The sequence below is a fragment of the Cryobacterium sp. Y29 genome (genome assembly GCF_002929825.1).
Lineage (GTDB): Bacteria > Actinomycetota > Actinomycetes > Actinomycetales > Microbacteriaceae > Cryobacterium.
The window spans coordinates 92,928-107,260 of the sequence record NZ_PJJN01000033.1 but is presented as its reverse complement, the minus strand read 5'-3'; the positions used below and the strand labels follow the sequence as shown (position 1 = coordinate 107,260).

At 66.6% G+C, this 14,333-nt stretch carries 14 protein-coding genes and 1 pseudogene; 4 read left to right on the top strand and 11 right to left on the bottom strand.

Annotated features, from left to right (window positions below; genetic code table 11):
• Positions 1–4 precede the first annotated feature (4 nt).
• Entirely contained in the window at positions 5–688 is a 684-nt protein-coding gene (locus tag CXY74_RS09595) for a YdeI family protein (RefSeq protein ID WP_104200230.1), read from the bottom strand.
• A 107-nt stretch (positions 689–795) separates the two neighbouring features.
• Here CXY74_RS09595 and CXY74_RS09590 point away from each other — a divergent pair, with 107 nt between their 5' ends.
• From CXY74_RS09590 to CXY74_RS18215, 3 genes and pseudogenes are all read left to right on the top strand, one after another.
• On the top strand, positions 796–1,359 hold the full coding sequence (locus tag CXY74_RS09590; RefSeq protein WP_233193318.1) for an FAD-binding protein: 564 nt from the start codon (positions 796–798) through the stop codon (positions 1,357–1,359).
• Positions 1,299–1,484 (top strand): annotated as a pseudogene (locus CXY74_RS18220) (class I SAM-dependent methyltransferase); the annotation flags it as partial. The gene CXY74_RS09590 and the pseudogene CXY74_RS18220, both read left to right, overlap by 61 nt.
• A 74-nt stretch (positions 1,485–1,558) precedes the next feature.
• Positions 1,559–2,032, top strand: a complete 474-nt coding sequence (locus tag CXY74_RS18215; RefSeq protein ID WP_255409529.1) for a class I SAM-dependent methyltransferase — start codon at positions 1,559–1,561, stop codon at positions 2,030–2,032.
• A gap of 87 nt (positions 2,033–2,119) precedes the next feature.
• On the opposite strand, the gene CXY74_RS09580 is transcribed toward CXY74_RS18215, so the two are convergent.
• The 8 genes from CXY74_RS09580 to CXY74_RS09550 all read right to left on the bottom strand — a co-directional run bounded on the left by CXY74_RS09580 (position 2,120) and on the right by CXY74_RS09550 (position 11,268).
• Positions 2,120–2,617: a universal stress protein gene (locus CXY74_RS09580; protein ID WP_104200229.1), complete on the bottom strand. Its 498-nt coding sequence runs from the start codon at positions 2,615–2,617 to the stop codon at positions 2,120–2,122.
• A gap of 143 nt (positions 2,618–2,760) precedes the next feature.
• On the bottom strand, positions 2,761–4,236 hold the full coding sequence (locus CXY74_RS09575) for an MFS transporter (protein ID WP_104200228.1): 1,476 nt from the start codon (positions 4,234–4,236) through the stop codon (positions 2,761–2,763).
• A 71-nt stretch (positions 4,237–4,307) separates the two neighbouring features.
• Positions 4,308–5,498 (bottom strand): ABC transporter permease, encoded by a 1,191-nt coding sequence (locus CXY74_RS09570; RefSeq protein WP_233193328.1) that lies wholly within the window; start codon positions 5,496–5,498, stop codon positions 4,308–4,310.
• Between the two features lie 137 nt (positions 5,499–5,635).
• Positions 5,636–6,316, bottom strand: coding sequence for an ABC transporter ATP-binding protein (locus tag CXY74_RS09565; protein WP_199183186.1), 681 nt, complete (start codon positions 6,314–6,316; stop codon positions 5,636–5,638).
• Positions 6,313–7,884 carry a hypothetical protein gene (locus tag CXY74_RS17710; RefSeq protein WP_233193317.1) on the bottom strand — a complete coding sequence of 524 codons (1,572 nt, stop codon included), beginning with the start codon at positions 7,882–7,884 and terminating at the stop codon, positions 6,313–6,315. Before CXY74_RS17710 ends, CXY74_RS09565 begins: the two co-directional genes overlap by 4 nt.
• Entirely contained in the window at positions 7,885–8,841 is a 957-nt protein-coding gene (locus tag CXY74_RS09560) for a hypothetical protein (RefSeq protein ID WP_104200226.1), read from the bottom strand. It lies immediately after the preceding gene.
• A 538-nt stretch (positions 8,842–9,379) separates the two neighbouring features.
• On the bottom strand, positions 9,380–10,147 hold the full coding sequence (locus tag CXY74_RS09555) for an MBL fold metallo-hydrolase (RefSeq protein WP_104200225.1): 768 nt from the start codon (positions 10,145–10,147) through the stop codon (positions 9,380–9,382).
• A 65-nt stretch (positions 10,148–10,212) separates the two neighbouring features.
• On the bottom strand, positions 10,213–11,268 hold the full coding sequence (locus tag CXY74_RS09550) for a 2,3-butanediol dehydrogenase (protein WP_104200224.1): 1,056 nt from the start codon (positions 11,266–11,268) through the stop codon (positions 10,213–10,215).
• A gap of 155 nt (positions 11,269–11,423) precedes the next feature.
• Here CXY74_RS09550 and CXY74_RS09545 point away from each other — a divergent pair, with 155 nt between their 5' ends.
• Positions 11,424–12,212, top strand: coding sequence for an NUDIX hydrolase (locus CXY74_RS09545; protein ID WP_104200223.1), 789 nt, complete (start codon positions 11,424–11,426; stop codon positions 12,210–12,212).
• On the opposite strand, the gene CXY74_RS09540 is transcribed toward CXY74_RS09545, so the two are convergent.
• The gene (locus tag CXY74_RS09540; protein ID WP_233193316.1) at positions 12,209–13,168 is read right to left on the bottom strand and encodes a hypothetical protein; all 960 of its coding nucleotides are present in this window, start codon (positions 13,166–13,168) and stop codon (positions 12,209–12,211) included. The two genes, CXY74_RS09545 and CXY74_RS09540, sit on opposite strands and share 4 nt — an antisense overlap.
• Positions 13,169–13,277: 109 nt before the next feature.
• The gene (locus tag CXY74_RS09535; protein ID WP_104200221.1) at positions 13,278–14,141 is read right to left on the bottom strand and encodes a universal stress protein; all 864 of its coding nucleotides are present in this window, start codon (positions 14,139–14,141) and stop codon (positions 13,278–13,280) included.
• Between the last annotated feature and the right edge of the window lie 192 nt (positions 14,142–14,333).

Genomic DNA, 14,333 nt, shown 5'->3' with positions numbered 1-14,333 from the left:
CGCATCACTCCGGGGGAGATGAAGCGGATGCCGCCGTTCGCGCCGCCTCGGCGGCGCGCTCGGCCCACTTCGGCACTTCGCCATAGCGTTGGAAGGGAACCAGCCGACCGGCCGCGCTGTCGTCGATGAGCTGGGCCAACCGTCGTTCGCGGGTGGCCTCCTGCTTGGCGGTGAGCGCCCAGTGGGTGACCTGGCGGCGGTACGTCGCTGTGGCGGCCTCCCAGAAGGCGGATGCAGCGGGGTTCGCCGCCAGCTGCGCCGCTGCCTCGGGCGGCAACTCCCGGTGGGGATTCTCGTGCGAGTACACACCCGACCTGTCTTCACGCCGGCGCTCGAACGCGGCGATGCCGGCCTCGCGCATCCGCCCCTCTGCGGTGAGCTTCTCGACCAACGCGATGTTGACGCTCGACCAGATACTCGAGGACTTACGCGGAGTCCACCGTTGGCGTCGCGCATCTTCATCGATGCGCTGGGCCATGGAATCGATCCAGCCGAAGCACAACGCTTCGGGAACGGCCTGCTCCCAGGTGAGCCCGCCGTCGGGCACGTGCTTCTTGTACAGGCCCATCCAGAGTTCCGCCGCGGTGGCATGGTTCGCCTCCAGCCAGTTGCGGAACTCCTCGGGCGTAGCGAAGAAGATCGCCGGCCGCTCTGGCGTGCCGCCCGGGGTGCCGATCGTCGTGGTCATGGCATGAGTCTGCCAGAACGCACCAAATTGTGGCGCACGCAATTGGCCAGCGATGGAGTGAAAACGGGCACTGGTGCGATCGCTCCGACCGAGACTAACGTGAAGGCGTGCCCGTTGCTGTGCTCGACGCCCGGAGCGCTCACGCCGTTGGCATGCAGCGCTTACGGGAGAGTTATCGGGCCGTTCCGGCGACGGCCCCGATTCGACTGGCCAAGTCCACCTCGAATCTGTTCCGCACACGGGCTACGAACAGCGCCAAGGGGCTCGACCCGTCCGGCTTGACCGGAGTCATCGCAATTGACGTGGCGGCACGGACGGCCGATGTGGCCGGCATGTGCACCTACGACGACCTCGTGGCCGCGACGCTGCGCCACGGGTTGGCGCCGCTGGTGGTGCCGCAGCTGAAGACCATCACCCTCGGCGGTGCGGTGACCGGCCTCGGCATCGAGTCGACGTCGTTTCGCAACGGTCTGCCGCACGAGTCGGTGCTGGAGCTGGACATCCTCAACGGCGCCGGGGAGATAATCACCGCGTCGCCCGGCCAGAACGCCGACCTGTTCCGCGCCTTCCCCAACTCGTATGGCACAGCAAAACGCGTGACGCCGAGGCGATCCTCCACCACTACGACGTCTCGAACCGGTTCTACGAGTGGGTGCTCGGGCCGTCGATGACGTATACCTGCGCCTGCTATTCAGGCGACGACGCCTCCCGGGCTGAGGCACAGGAGAACAAGTATCGGCTCGTGTTCGAGAAGCTGCGGCTGTTGCCGGGCGACCGGTTGCTCGACGTCGGGTGTGGCTGGGGCGGCATGGTGCGTTACGCCGCACGCCGCGGCGTGCGGGCCACCGGAGTGACGCCGGCTTTGACGCGGTGTCTTCAATTGGGCTGCTCGAGCACATCGGAGTGCACAACTATTCGTCGTACTTCGGCTTTCTGCAATCCAGGCTGCGCCCCGGCGGTCTCCTGCTCAATTACTGCATCACCCGGCCAGAGAACCGAAGCGAACCGGCGCCCCGCGGGTTCATCGATCGCTATGTCTTCCCCGACGGGGAACTCATCGGCTCAGGCCGGATCATCAGCGAAGCGCAGGATGCGGGACTCGAGGTACTGCACGAGGAGAACCTGCGCCAGCACTACGCGCTGACGCTGCGCGACTGGTGCGCCAACCTCGTCAAGCATTGGGACGGAGCGGTCGCGGAGGTCGGGCTTCCCACCGCGAAGGTGTGGGGGCTGTACATGGCGGGCTCCCGGCTCGGGTTCGAAAGCAACGGGATCCAGCTGCACCAGGTGTTGATGACCAAGCACGGTGTCGGTGTCGGCGAGCGGCCGTGGTGGACACCGTAGCTCTGTTCGGTCAAAGCGGATGCGGTGGGCCGGCTCAGGGGCCGGGGGTGATCACGATCGGCGTGCGGGACTTTGACCTTGCCGCGATCAGGCGGGGTCCCAGGGCAGGGCCTGATCAGACGGAATCGGGGCGAGCGGAATCACCACCACCGGGCGATGCTGACGGTGCGCGAGTTGTGCTGCCACCGAACCGTTGATGAACTCCTGCAGGCTGGCCCGCAACGTCGCCTCCCTGGTGCCGACCACGATCATCGCCGCGTTGAGCGTGTCGGCCAGGTCGCCGAGGGCTCGGGCCGGATTGCCGGCCAAGGCCCGGGTGCTCCAGGTGAGACCGCGTCCGTCGAGGAGTACAGCCAGGCGCGCCGTGAGTTCCGGGTCGAATGTCTCCTCCGCACGTTCGGGCGAGTCCCCTGTGAGTGGCAGACTCGTCATCGTGCCGTAGCCCAGGTCATAGACCTGGTACTGGCCGGTGTCCACGGATGCGCACACCAGTTGTGCGTTGAAACGCGCCGCGAACGCGGCCGCCTGCTCTACGACGGTATCCGGCTGCCCTGGCACCACCCCAACAATCACGTACTGGATCATGCTGCACTCCCTTGTCTCCGGCGCCCGGCAGACGGACGAGATCCACTGCCGCACCTCGGGTCACGGCCAGCATGGCAGATTGCGCCCCGATTCGCCGTAAACCGAGGCGGAGATTTTCGTTCATCGACGAAGAAATGTCGCGTTCAGGCGATCGGCAGGGCAGACGTCTTCGTTCGGTGTTCGAACAGGTCGACCAGGGCGAACACCAGGGCAACGGCGACGAGTACCAGCGCGACCAGGATTCCGTTGAGGAAGCCGTCACGAAACACCTGCACGCGGTCAGGCTGGCTCGCCTCCGCGTACAACGTTGCGTAGAAGGTCGAGATTATCGCCGCGACTCCGATGGCCGTTCCCACCCGCTGGCCTACCTGGGCCATCGACCCGGCGACGCCGCCCTGAGTGATGGGAACTTCGCTCAGGGTGAGCGTCTGGTTCGGTGAAATGACGAGGCCACCGCCGGCGCCGGTCATCGTCATGGCAGCGGCGATCAGCCACGGTGCGAGGCCGACCGAGGCGAATAATCCCGCCAAGAGAACGAGCACAAAGCCGATCATGACGGTGACCAGGCCGAGAGCGACGAGCTGGCGGCCCCAACGGAAGACCAGGCGACCGCCGATCCACGACGTCACAGCGGAGGTGAGGGCAAACGAGATGCTCACCATTCCGGCGAAGACGGGCTCAAGCCCCAGGCCCTGTTGCAAAAAAAGGGTGACCAGCAGGAAGTACGGCGGAATTGCCGCAAAATACGCCGTACTGATCAGTATCCCGTTGCGATAGGACGCCGTGCGAAAGAGCCCGAAATTTACAACGGGTGACTTGCCGTTGTGCTGGTAGCGCCGTTCCCACCAGAAGAACGCGGCGCTGGAAAGACCGAACACGATCAGCCAGAACCAGCGGCGGGGGTCATCCGTTGGGGCGCCGGTCGTGAGCACGAACGGAAGCATGAGGCCGAGAGTGGCAATTCCCAGCAACAGGATGCCGACGAGGTCGAGCCCCGTGCGTTCTCGCTCATGGCTCTGGCGTTTCGGAAGCACTCGCATCGCGAAGAAGAGTGCCAGCAGGCCCAGCGGCACATTCATCCAAAACGACAGGCGCCAGCCGTTATCGGGGCCGTCGACGGCGATCAGAAGGCCCCCGAGGGTCGGTCCGAAGGCCGTCGAAATTCCGATGACCGCTCCAAACAAGCCGAAGGCGCGCCCTCGCTCCGCGCCTTGGAACAGCTGTTGGATTAGTCCGAGTACCTGCGGCATCTGAATTCCCGCAGCAATTCCCTGCGCGATACGCGCCGCTATCAAAAATTCGATCGTGGGCGCGAGCGCGCACAGGATACTCGCGGCCGTGAAAGCGCAGAGACCGACAATGAACATGAGTCGCCGGGAATGGATGTCGCCCAGCCGACCGGACGGTACCAGCGCGAGCCCGAAAGCGAGTGCGTAACCAGCGACGATGAGCTGGAGTTCGGTAGTACCGCCGCCGAGCGACTGCTCGATGGCGGGTAACCCAACATTGATTTTGGACAGGTCGAGGATTGTCAGCGAAGCAACTCCGACGCAGACCCAGAAGGCTTGCCGCTTCGACCTGTCGGCATGCTCGGAGGCGGGAGGAGTGGTCTTCGGCATGGTCCATTGATTCTAGATCCCGGGTCACAGGCCAGTACGGTCTTCGGCACGCGGACTGCAGTGACCGGCTCCTAGGTGCCACCGCGGAGGGCCGTGATCGGCTCGATGTTGGAGGCGCGCACCGCGGGATAGGCGCCGGCGGCGAGCCCGACGACGGTTCCGAGCAGGGCGGCGCCGACGGCGACGAAGGGGTCGAGTATGGGCGTCCAGCCCTGCAGCAGCGACACGACGACGACCGCGAGCACCCCGAGCGCCGAGCCGATCAGGCCGCCGAGCAGGCCGATCACGGCCGACTCGACGATGAACTGCCGGGCGATGTCGCGCTTGGTCGCGCCGAGCGCCCGGCGCAGGCCGATCTCGCCGACCCGTTCCATCACCGAGAGCAGGGTGACGTTGGCGATTCCGAGACCGCCGGCGAGCAGGGCGAGAATGCCGAGCGTGAGAAAGACGATGTTGATGTCGGCCTGGATATTGTCTTGCAGCGACGAAGCAGCGGCGGGCGCCTGCACCGTGAAGTTCTCGGGTGCGTTCGGGTCGAGCGCGATCGGTGCCTGCCGGGCCACGAGCGTGCCGGCGCCGACATTGATCTGCACGTGCAACTCGGTCGGGGCGGTGAGTCCAAAGTCGGCGCGCGCGGTGCCGAGCGGCACAATGACGGCGTCGAGCAGATTAGCGCGGCGCTCAACACCGTCAATGATGCCGATGACCGTGTACGGCACCTCGCCGATGAAGATCGACGGCTGCGAGTCGACCCGGTTGATGCCGAGCGTTTCGGCGGCTCGAGCGCCGAGCACGACGACCCGGTCGGCGCGCTCGTCGTGGCCGACGTCGAAGTAGCGCCCGGTGACGACCTGCCCGCGCACTGCAGCGAGGAGGCCCGGCGACGTGGCGATGACGGAGGGGCTCAGGGTTTGCGCGGCCGAGGGGTCGTTGACGGGAACGGATGTCACGAGCTGGCCTTCGACATCGATCTCGGCCACGAGGCCCGCGCGTTCTACCCCGGCGAGGCGATTGACCCGCTCCGGGGCATCCCACGGCAGCCGCCCGGTGGCCTGCTCGGCGCCGCTCGAATTGCGAGTCGAGGCCGGCTCGATCATGACCTGGGTCGCCGAGACGGCGTCGAACTGGTTGGAAATCTGCCCGGCGGCGGTCTGCGCGAACCCGATCGTCACCACGAGCGAGGCGATGCCGAGCACAGTGCCCAGGGTCGTCATCACGAGTCGGCTCGGGCGGGCGCCCACGCCGTAACTCGCCTCGACCATCAGGTCCTGCACCGAGAACCGGTCGGCGCGGCGAATGACCGGAACGATGCTGGGCGTCAGTTCAGCGGATGCCGTCAGCTCAGTATCAGGGGCAGCGGCGGCGCGGGAGCGGCGCAGCATCCGCTTGGCGAAGACCTTCATGCCAGCTCGCTCAGGCGACCGTCGGTGATGCGCACGCGGCGCTCGGCCCGATCGCTCACGGCCTGGTCGTGGGTGATGACGATGAGGGTGAGGCCGTCAGCGTGCAGCTCTTCGAACAGGTCCATGACCTCACCGCCGGTGGCCTCGTCGAGGTTGCCGGTGGGTTCGTCGGCCAGCAGCAGCTCGGGCGAAGCGACGACGGCGCGCGCCACGGCGACGCGCTGGCGTTCACCGCCGGAGAGGGTGCCGGGCAGAAAGTCGAGGCGGTGATTGAGTTTCACGCGGTCGAGGGCGGCGCGGGCGCGGTCCTCGCGCTCGGCACGCGGCACGCCGCTGTAGAGCGTAGCGAGCAGCACATTGTCGAGCACGGTGCGGTGTGGCAGCAGGTGGAACGCTTGAAAGACGAAGCCGATAGTGCCGCCGCGCACGATGGCGCGCTGCTTCTCATCGAGCAGGCTCGTCGAGGTGCCGTCGAGGTGATATTCGCCGACGCTCGGCCGGTCGAGGAGGCCGAGCAGGTTGAGCATTGTGGATTTGCCCGAGCCGCTCGGGCCGACGATCGACAGGTAGTCGCCGCGTTCCACCCGCAGGTTGATCGATTTGAGCGCCTGCACCTCGGGGGGGCCGGGAAAAGACCGGGTGACGTTGACCAGTTCGACGACCGGGGCCGCGATCACCGGCCCACCACGACGAGATCTCCGACTCCCAGCGAGCCGTCGACGGCGGTGATCTCGACGAAACCTTCGGCGGCGAGCCCGGTTGTGACCTCGACCAGCACCGTGTCGGCGGAGCCGCCGGGAGCGAACTCCACGCGGGATTCGCCGCCAGGCCCCGCGGTCAGCGCGGCGAGCGGCACGGCGAGTACGTCGCCCTCGGTTGAACTGACCGGCACGCGCACACGCACGTTGCTGCCCTGCACGGCCTGGATCTGCTCGTCGGTGAGGGAGTCGGGAGCAAACAGTACGGTGAAGCGGCCGCTCGCGGCTTCGCCACTGGCCGGTTCGGCGGGGAGCACGGAGGTGATCGTGGCGGGCTGGTCGCCGTCGGGCATGGCGAGAGTGGCCGGGGCGCCGACTTCGAGCAGTGCGGCATCGCTGGCGGTCGCCGAGCCGGAGATCACGAGCGTCGCGCCGGAGACCCGCATGACCGGTCCGGTGATGCTCGATCCGCGTTTGACGCTGATCTCGTCGACCCGGCGGGGGAGGCCGGGTAGGTAGAGCACTTCTCCGGCCGGCAGGTACGCGAGCGCGCCGTCACGGGCGTCGCTCAGGGTCTCGTTTGCACGGGTCAGTTCGGCCTTGGCCGCGGTGACGGCGGCTTTTTCAGCGCTCGCGTCGCGTGGCGCGAGCGCCTGGGCCCGGCGGGCCACGGCCAGGGTGACGGACTCCTCGGCATCCGCTATCTCGTTGGGGGTTCCCTCGGTTCTGGCCAGGGCAAGCGCCCGCTCTGCGCTCCGCACGAGGTTGCCCTGCTCGACCACGTCGACGTTCGACGCGGCGCCCTGCACCGTGGTGAGGGCGCCGTTGGCGCTGTCGACGGATGCCTGCGCGCTCGAGACTCCGGCTTCGGCGCCGCTCACCGCGATCGCGACGTCGCCGCCGCCGGTGGGCGCTGGGTAGCCGACCTTGGCGTAGAGCGCGGTGACCGCGTTCGCCGTTTGCGCGTCGAACACGTCGGAGTCAAGCGCGCCGGCATCGATTCCGGCTGCGTTCAAGCCCTGCTTGAACTGCAACACGTCGGGGCCGGAGACGCCGACGCGCAGGGTGCGGTAGACCGGCAGGTCGCCGGGCAGTACGATCACCGGACGGCCGGTGACCTCGAGCGCGATCGAGGCGGTGTCGAAGATGGCGGCGACTTCAGGCACCTGCCCGGTGACGATGGGCGCCCCGGCGAGTTCGCCGGTTTCAATGCTGACCTCCACCGAGTCGGCGTAGGTGGCGTCGCCGCGCATGGTGACGTCGTTGGCCAGTTGCCGGTTTTCGATGGGGACCGTGATGAGGCCGCCGGCGGGAGCATCGGCATCCGCTGCAGCCTGCCCGGGTGAGACGATCAGCTGACCCAGTCCGAGGCCGGCCACGAGCGCGACGATGGCGACGGTGGCCATGACCCAGATCACCCGATTGCCGGCGAACAGGCGGCGCCAGCCCTGACTGCCTGAGCGGGTGGGCGGCGCGACAGCGTCGAGGTCCATCACCTCGATCGCATCTGGCTCTGTCGCTGCTTGTCGCCCGAACAGGCGTGACACCTACTTGCCTTGCTCGGAGTCTGCGATGAGCGCGTCAAGCTCGGACTTGTGGTCGGTGATGAACTGTTCTTCCAGCTCGAACTGCACCTTGGTTGTTGCTTCGGTGTAGTCCACATCTTCGGCGCAGGTGAAGTCGGCCATCGCCAGCGCAAGTTCCTGTTCGCGCAGATCCGCGAGAACCTTCTCATCGGGGGTGGTGCCGGCCTCGTCTTCATAGAGCGCGTTTTGCGCGTCCATGATCGACTCCTGTGCGTCGGCCTTCTTCGCGAAGGTCGCATACCCGGCATCGGCCATGCAGGCCGCCCACTCGGCGTCGAGCTTCACGATCGCGGGGGTCTTCTGCAGGTCTTGGTACAGGGTGCTCATCGCGTCGTAGACCGCAGCGTGATCTTCTGGTGACGGCTGGTCGCCGTTGATTTCCTGAAAGGCTGCGCCATAGCAGCCCGCGGTTTCGTAGCTGTCCACGTAGGAACCGTCGGCGATCTCTTCTTCTGAGGGCTGTGGACCGTTGAGCGCTTCGTTGTATGCGGTTTGCTCGCCCGCGGAGAGCGACGCCAGGTAGTCCTGGTTCGGGTCGACGTAGGCCTCGCTCTCCTCCTGCTGCGCGGCCAGCTGCTCCGGGGACTGGCTCATGCCGTATCCGTTTTCCGCCACCCACTTTTCGGTGCCGTACTCCTCGACGCTGTCGCCCATCATGCCGCTGTACTGCCCGGCGTCGGCGGGCGTGTACTCGAAGCCTTCGTCGGACATGCAGACAGCGACGAGTTCCTGTTGCTCGTTCTGCTGAGCGATCACCGAGTCTTCGTCGAAGCCCGCATAGATCCCCGACATGTACTTCGCCAGCGGGCCCTCGGCCGGATCGAGCTTCTCGGCCGCCTTCTCACCGCTGCACCCCGCGAGCGTCAGCGACAAAAGAGCGGCGGCGGCGATGACCGTGAGCAGTGAGCGATGGCGCATGAAGTTCCCCTTTGAGCATTGTCTGGGCCGCGCCAATAACCGATCGCCGCCCCCGATCTCCCCATACGCTAGCGCACTGCGAGAACGACCGGGTGAACGCCACATTGCAGCGCCCCGAGAACCATACTGCTTGGTCTGTTTTGTATGCAACTTGGCGGATCAGGCCGGTGCTCGAGCGGAAGACTGCTCGGTGAGGCTGCGCGCATAACTCCTGCAATTTCTAACCCGTGATGAGCAGATCCGCGTAATGACGGGAGAGTGGAATATCGTCGAGACAGATTGCAGGAGTTATGGCGTAAAACGGGGTGTGAGGGACGGATAGGGTTCAATGAGGGGTCACCTCCCGGTTTCACGTGATTGGAAAATGCACCATGGCTCAAAACCCGAAACAGAGCAACAAGGTTGCCCGAACGGCCAGCTCGGGGATTAAAAATGCCCGATTCAGCGCTGCAGCAGACACTGCCGGTGCCAGAGCCCGCGCCCTGGCGGCCCGCGCCCTGGAAAACAAGAAGCCCGGCAGGTAGCCGCGCGAGGTCGGTCAGCGCGGGGCGCGCAGGTAAACCAGCTGGGCGCGAACGGATGCCTCGGCGGCGAACCGCACCGCGGTATCCGTGTGCGAGTAGACCAGATCGGTGACCTGGGCGACGGTCGCCGCCGAACCGAGGGCCTCGAGCGCGGCGCGCACCTGGTCGAGACGCTCGTGGCGGTGCGCGAGGTAGGCCGAGCAGATGGCCGCGAGGTCGGGCAGCACCGGGCCGTGCGCGGGCAGCACGATGGCCGGCCCGAGCGCGCGCAGAGCCTCGAGCGAGGCTAAGTAGTCGGCGAGGGTGCCGTCGATGATCGACGTTCCGCGGCCGAGAATGGTGTCGCCGGTCAGGACGGAGCCGGTGGCGCCGTCGCCGGGCAAGTGCAGACAGACCGAGTCGTCGGTGTGTCCCGGCATGGCCAGAATGCGGATGCTGGTGCCGGCGGCCGCAATCAGCTCCCCGTCGCCCAGCGGGTCGCCATTCACGCAGAAGGCCGGATCGAAGGCCCGCACCGGGCCCCCGGTGAGCTCGGCGAATCGAACGCTTGCCGCCGTGTGATCGGCGTGCCGGTGTGTGATCAGCACGAGTTCGACCCGGCCGGCGGCGGCAAGGGTTGCGAGGTGTCCCTCATGCAGCGGCCCCGGGTCGACGACGACGATCGTGTGCGCGTCGGGCGCCTTGATGAGGTAGCTGTTGGTGCCGTCGAGCGTCATCGGACCGGCATTCGGCGCGAGCAGGCTGCGGGTGAGCGCACTCGTGCGCATGATGTCGTCGGGCATAGCTGGCAGCTTACTGCTGCAAGTGATGGCGCCCCGAGGCTCGAGGCGCCGCCATTCGGCACTGGTCAGGGATGAACGATGATCTTGACCGCGGTCTCGTTGTGGTTGATCAGGGTGTCGAAGCCCTCGGTGATCAGGTCATCGAGTGCGATGCGACCCGTGATGAACGGCGCCAGCTTGACCCGCCCGTCTTGCACGAGCTTGATGGTCGCCGGGTGGTCGCGCACGTAGGCGATCGTTCCACGCAGGTCGATCTCTTTGAGCACGAGCTTCTGCATGTCGATGCTGGCCGGCTTACCCCAGATCGACACGTTGACGATGACGCCGGCGGGTCGCACAGCGTCGAACAGCTGGTCCAGTACAACGTTCACGCTCGTGCATTCGAAGCAGACGTCGGCGCCGTTGCCCCCGGTGAGTTCGCGAACCCGGGCGACGACGTCTTCCTTACTCGGATCGAGCACGTGATCGGCCACGCCGGTGCCCCGCGCCTTCTCCTTGCGTGCCTCACTGAGTTCGGACATGATCACGGTCAGGCCCTCGGCCTTGAGCACGGCGGCGACGAGCAGACCGATCGGGCCGGCACCGCCGACGAGGGCAACATCGCCGGCTTTGGCCCCACTGCGCACGAAGGCGTGGTGTGCCACCGAGAGTGGTTCGATCAGCGCGGCTTCGTCGAGGGGGATATCGCCGATGGCGTGTACCCAGCGGCGGTCGACGACGACCTGCTCGCTGAGTCCTCCGCCTCCACCGGCCAGCCCGATGAAACCCATCTTCGTGCACAGGTGGTAGTTGCCAGATAAACAGGGAGCGCACTCATTGCAGACGAAGTAGGGTTCGACCACGACGTTGTCTCCGACCGCGAGGTCGGTCACTCCCTCGCCAAGCGCGCTGATGGTGCCGGAGAATTCGTGGCCGAGCGTGACCGGCTCCTCTTCGTGGGAGAGCGGGTGGGGGTGCCCCTCGGCCGGAATGAAGATCGGCCCGTCGAGGTATTCGTGCAGGTCTGTTCCGCAGATTCCGCACCAGGCCACGTCGATGGTGACGGCTCCTGGTCGAAGTTCGGGTGCGGGAATGTCCTCGACGCGGATGTCTGCTGGGCCGTGAAAACGCGCTGCTTTCATGATGCCTCACTACTCCTTGCACCGAAACAGCGACAATACCCTCGTGGCACCGGCGATACTCTTCGGCGTGTTTGCAGCCTACTCGCCGGGTAGCGGTGTAGAGCCGGCGTTAGGGTGGGGAAAGCCTGCCCGACTCGACACCCGAAGGACCAGCGATGACGCGAGACACCGAGCCAGTGTCAGCACGTATTGGAGTCGCTGCCACGGTGGTCTTGCTGCGTGACAGTGCCACCGGGCCCGAGGTGCTGCTGCTCGAACGCCCCCGTCACCGAGGGTCTTTCGCCGGCGCGTGGGTGTTTCCCGGCGGCGGCGTCGACCCGGGCGACCGGCGGGCAGCGGATGAGGCGGCGCCGGCTGGTCCCGCCACCGCGGGGGAGAAGCCGGCTGCCCGCGGCTCGGTGGGCCTGCCCGACGGGCCGGGCCCGGCTGCGAAGGCGGAGGCCGTCGAACAGCTCGCCGCCCGTCGGGCTGCCGTGCGTGAGGTGCGGGAAGAGACCGGGCTCGAAGTCGTGCCCGGGGCGCTGATCGCGACGGCGGTTTGGGTGCCTCCGCGCAGCGCCCCGAAGCGACTACGCACCTGGTTCTACCTCACTACCGCGCCGCCCGGCACCATCGTGCTCGCCGAGGATGAGGTCATCGATTACGCCTGGCTGCGTCCGGCCGAGGCGCTGGAGCGGCACGCATCCGCTCTGATGACCCTCGTGGCGCCGACCTGGGTCACCCTGCACGGGCTGCAGGGTGACGGGTCGGTGGCCGAGATCATGGCGCGTGCCCAAAGGCGCGCCCTGGCACACTACGAAACCCGGCTCGGTACGAGCGAGCGGGGGCCGGCGCTGTTCTGGGCGGGGGATGTCGCCCACGCCGATGATGCGCTCGCCGAGCAGGCCGGCGGTCGTCACCGCCTGGAAGTCGGCCAGGTGCCGTGGGTGTACAGCGTGAGCTAGCCGGCAGCCGTGACACCGAGCAGGAGCGACGCGGGCGCACAGTCCTGGCCGCCGACGAAGTTGAGGCAGTGATCGAACATCACCGAGAACGGTTTGAGGGTTGAATCCCCGAACCAGTCGTTATAGAACAGCCAGAAATTGAGGTTGCCGTAGGTCGAGCATCCGTCGCCCTCGTCGCCGGCATTTGCGACGGCAACAGCGTTGGGCTGATACGGCGTGTAGTTATACAGGTTGGCGGTGGCCTGGTTCTTGACGCCGACGGTGGAGGCCCCGCATTTGGCCTTGGGGTTGAAGCCCACGTCAACACTGCCGATTTTGAACGCCCGGTCGGGCTCCTGGGTGTACTGCCGAAACTGCCAGGCCGCGTTGTAGACCTGGTTGAAGAAACCGAAATATTGGGCGTCACAGTCCGCGGTATCCGGGCAGCCATAGCCGGTGGCGCGCAGATAACCGGATGCGCTCGGTCGGGTCAGCAGGGACTGTTCCTTCTGCAGCAACACCAGCAAGACCTTGGGGCTGATCGTGCAGGCCGCCGCGATCTTCGCGATGATCCGGGCGGCCGTTTCGTTCTCGGCGCCGATGTAGGGCTGGCAGTGCCCGTCGCCCTGGGCCGGCTGGCTGGTCGTCGTTTCGCGAAACTCCCAGAGGCAGGGCACTTTGTCGCTCGGCCGGCAGGAACGCTGTTCGAGAAAATCCTGAATGCCGCTCTCGGTGAGGGCGTCCGGGTTGAAGAAGTTGAAGTCGCTGATGATGAGACCGGGGTCGAACACAGCGGGGTCGGTGGTTGTCGGGTCAGTCAGGTCGGTCGGGTCAGCCGTGGCGGCCGTGGCGGCCGACAGCGGTGCGGCGGCGACCGGCTCCGGCGGCAGTGCGATGAGCGTCGCCGCAAGCCCGATGATGGCCATCCCGGTCGCCAGAATGCGCGGGTGACGACGGGGAGGCGCGAAAGAGCTCATACCAAAACCCTAATCGCGGTGGCTCGCGTCGCGGCACCGGTTCGGGAAGCGGGCACGCGTTCCTCGGGGTGCCCGCTTCCCTGACGAGTGCCGTGAGGTCACCCGTGGGTCAGATGCGCGGAGCGGGAATGACCACCATGGGCGACTGGATGTTCAGCACGATCGAGTGGCTCACTGAACCGAGCAATAGTTTCGAGATGCCCTTCTGCCCGTGGTCGCCCACGACGAGCAGCGCGGCTCCACGGGAAGCGTCGAGCAGCGCCGATTGCGGGGCGCCGCGCACGAGTGAGGCCCGAATCGAGAGCGCCGGATAACGGCGGGCGACGGTGACCAGTGCTTCGTCGAGAATGCGCCGATGGGATTTCTCCAGCGTCTGCAGAAACCGAGCGTCGGGTTCGGTCGTGTCGCGCCAGACAAGCGGCTCCTGCCACGCGTGGATCGCGTGCAGCTCCTGGCCGGTGCGGTCGGCCTCCTGTGCAGCGAAGCCCACGGCGGCGTTCGAGGCCGCCGATCCGTCGACGCCGACCACGACGCCCGCATGGTGTGTGCTGTCGCCCTCCGGAATAATCGCGATCGGTCCCCGAGCCGAACCGGCCAGTCGGGCCCCCATTGACCACTCGTAGCGCAGGGTCGACCCGCGACGACGGTGCGTTCCCACCACAACGATGGTGTCGGTTTCGCTCAACGCGCGCAGTTCGGTGACCGGGTCGCCGGAGCGTAGATCGGCGTGCACGGTGAGATCCGGGTATTCTGCGCTCACCCGGTCGGCAGCGTCCTTGAGTACTTCGCGGGCACGCACGGTGGTGGACTCCTCGGCGAAGTAATCCGCCGACGACACCGTTCGGTCGAGGATGCGCACCAGGGTGAGCTCGCCATCGTTGCAGCGGGCGAGTGACCAATCCAGGGCCGCCCGAGCGGGGTCAGACCCATCCCACGCGACCACCGTCTGGTTCCGTGTGAGTGTGTGCGTCATGAGCTCAATCCCTTCTACGGTGGCGGGCCACGAGCGGGAATGTCGTGTGAACGTCACCAATGAGTGTTCTTCACATTAGCCATCGCCGGTGCCCGCAAGTAGGGCCTTAAGTCACGTCTGATCGTGATTCACTCGGTGAACCTCGCCCGGCACCAGGGCGATACTCCTGGTCAACAGAAAATTCAGACGATC

Excerpts from the sequence above, each read along its gene's own strand:
- CXY74_RS09595 (WP_104200230.1), bottom strand. The coding sequence starts at position 688 with ATGACCACGACGATCGGCACCCCGGGCGGCACGCCAGAGCGGCCGGCG.
- CXY74_RS09580 (WP_104200229.1), bottom strand. The coding sequence starts at position 2,617 with ATGATCCAGTACGTGATTGTTGGGGTGGTGCCAGGGCAGCCGGATACC.
- CXY74_RS09575 (WP_104200228.1), bottom strand. The coding sequence starts at position 4,236 with ATGCCGAAGACCACTCCTCCCGCCTCCGAGCATGCCGACAGGTCGAAG.
- CXY74_RS09570 (WP_233193328.1), bottom strand. The coding sequence starts at position 5,498 with ATGGTCGAGGCGAGTTACGGCGTGGGCGCCCGCCCGAGCCGACTCGTG.
- CXY74_RS09560 (WP_104200226.1), bottom strand. The coding sequence starts at position 8,841 with ATGCGCCATCGCTCACTGCTCACGGTCATCGCCGCCGCCGCTCTTTTG.
- CXY74_RS09555 (WP_104200225.1), bottom strand. The coding sequence starts at position 10,147 with ATGCCCGACGACATCATGCGCACGAGTGCGCTCACCCGCAGCCTGCTC.
- CXY74_RS09550 (WP_104200224.1), bottom strand. The coding sequence starts at position 11,268 with ATGAAAGCAGCGCGTTTTCACGGCCCAGCAGACATCCGCGTCGAGGAC.
- CXY74_RS09545 (WP_104200223.1), top strand. The coding sequence starts at position 11,424 with ATGACGCGAGACACCGAGCCAGTGTCAGCACGTATTGGAGTCGCTGCC.
- CXY74_RS09540 (WP_233193316.1), bottom strand. The coding sequence starts at position 13,168 with ATGAGCTCTTTCGCGCCTCCCCGTCGTCACCCGCGCATTCTGGCGACC.
- CXY74_RS09535 (WP_104200221.1), bottom strand. The coding sequence starts at position 14,141 with ATGACGCACACACTCACACGGAACCAGACGGTGGTCGCGTGGGATGGG.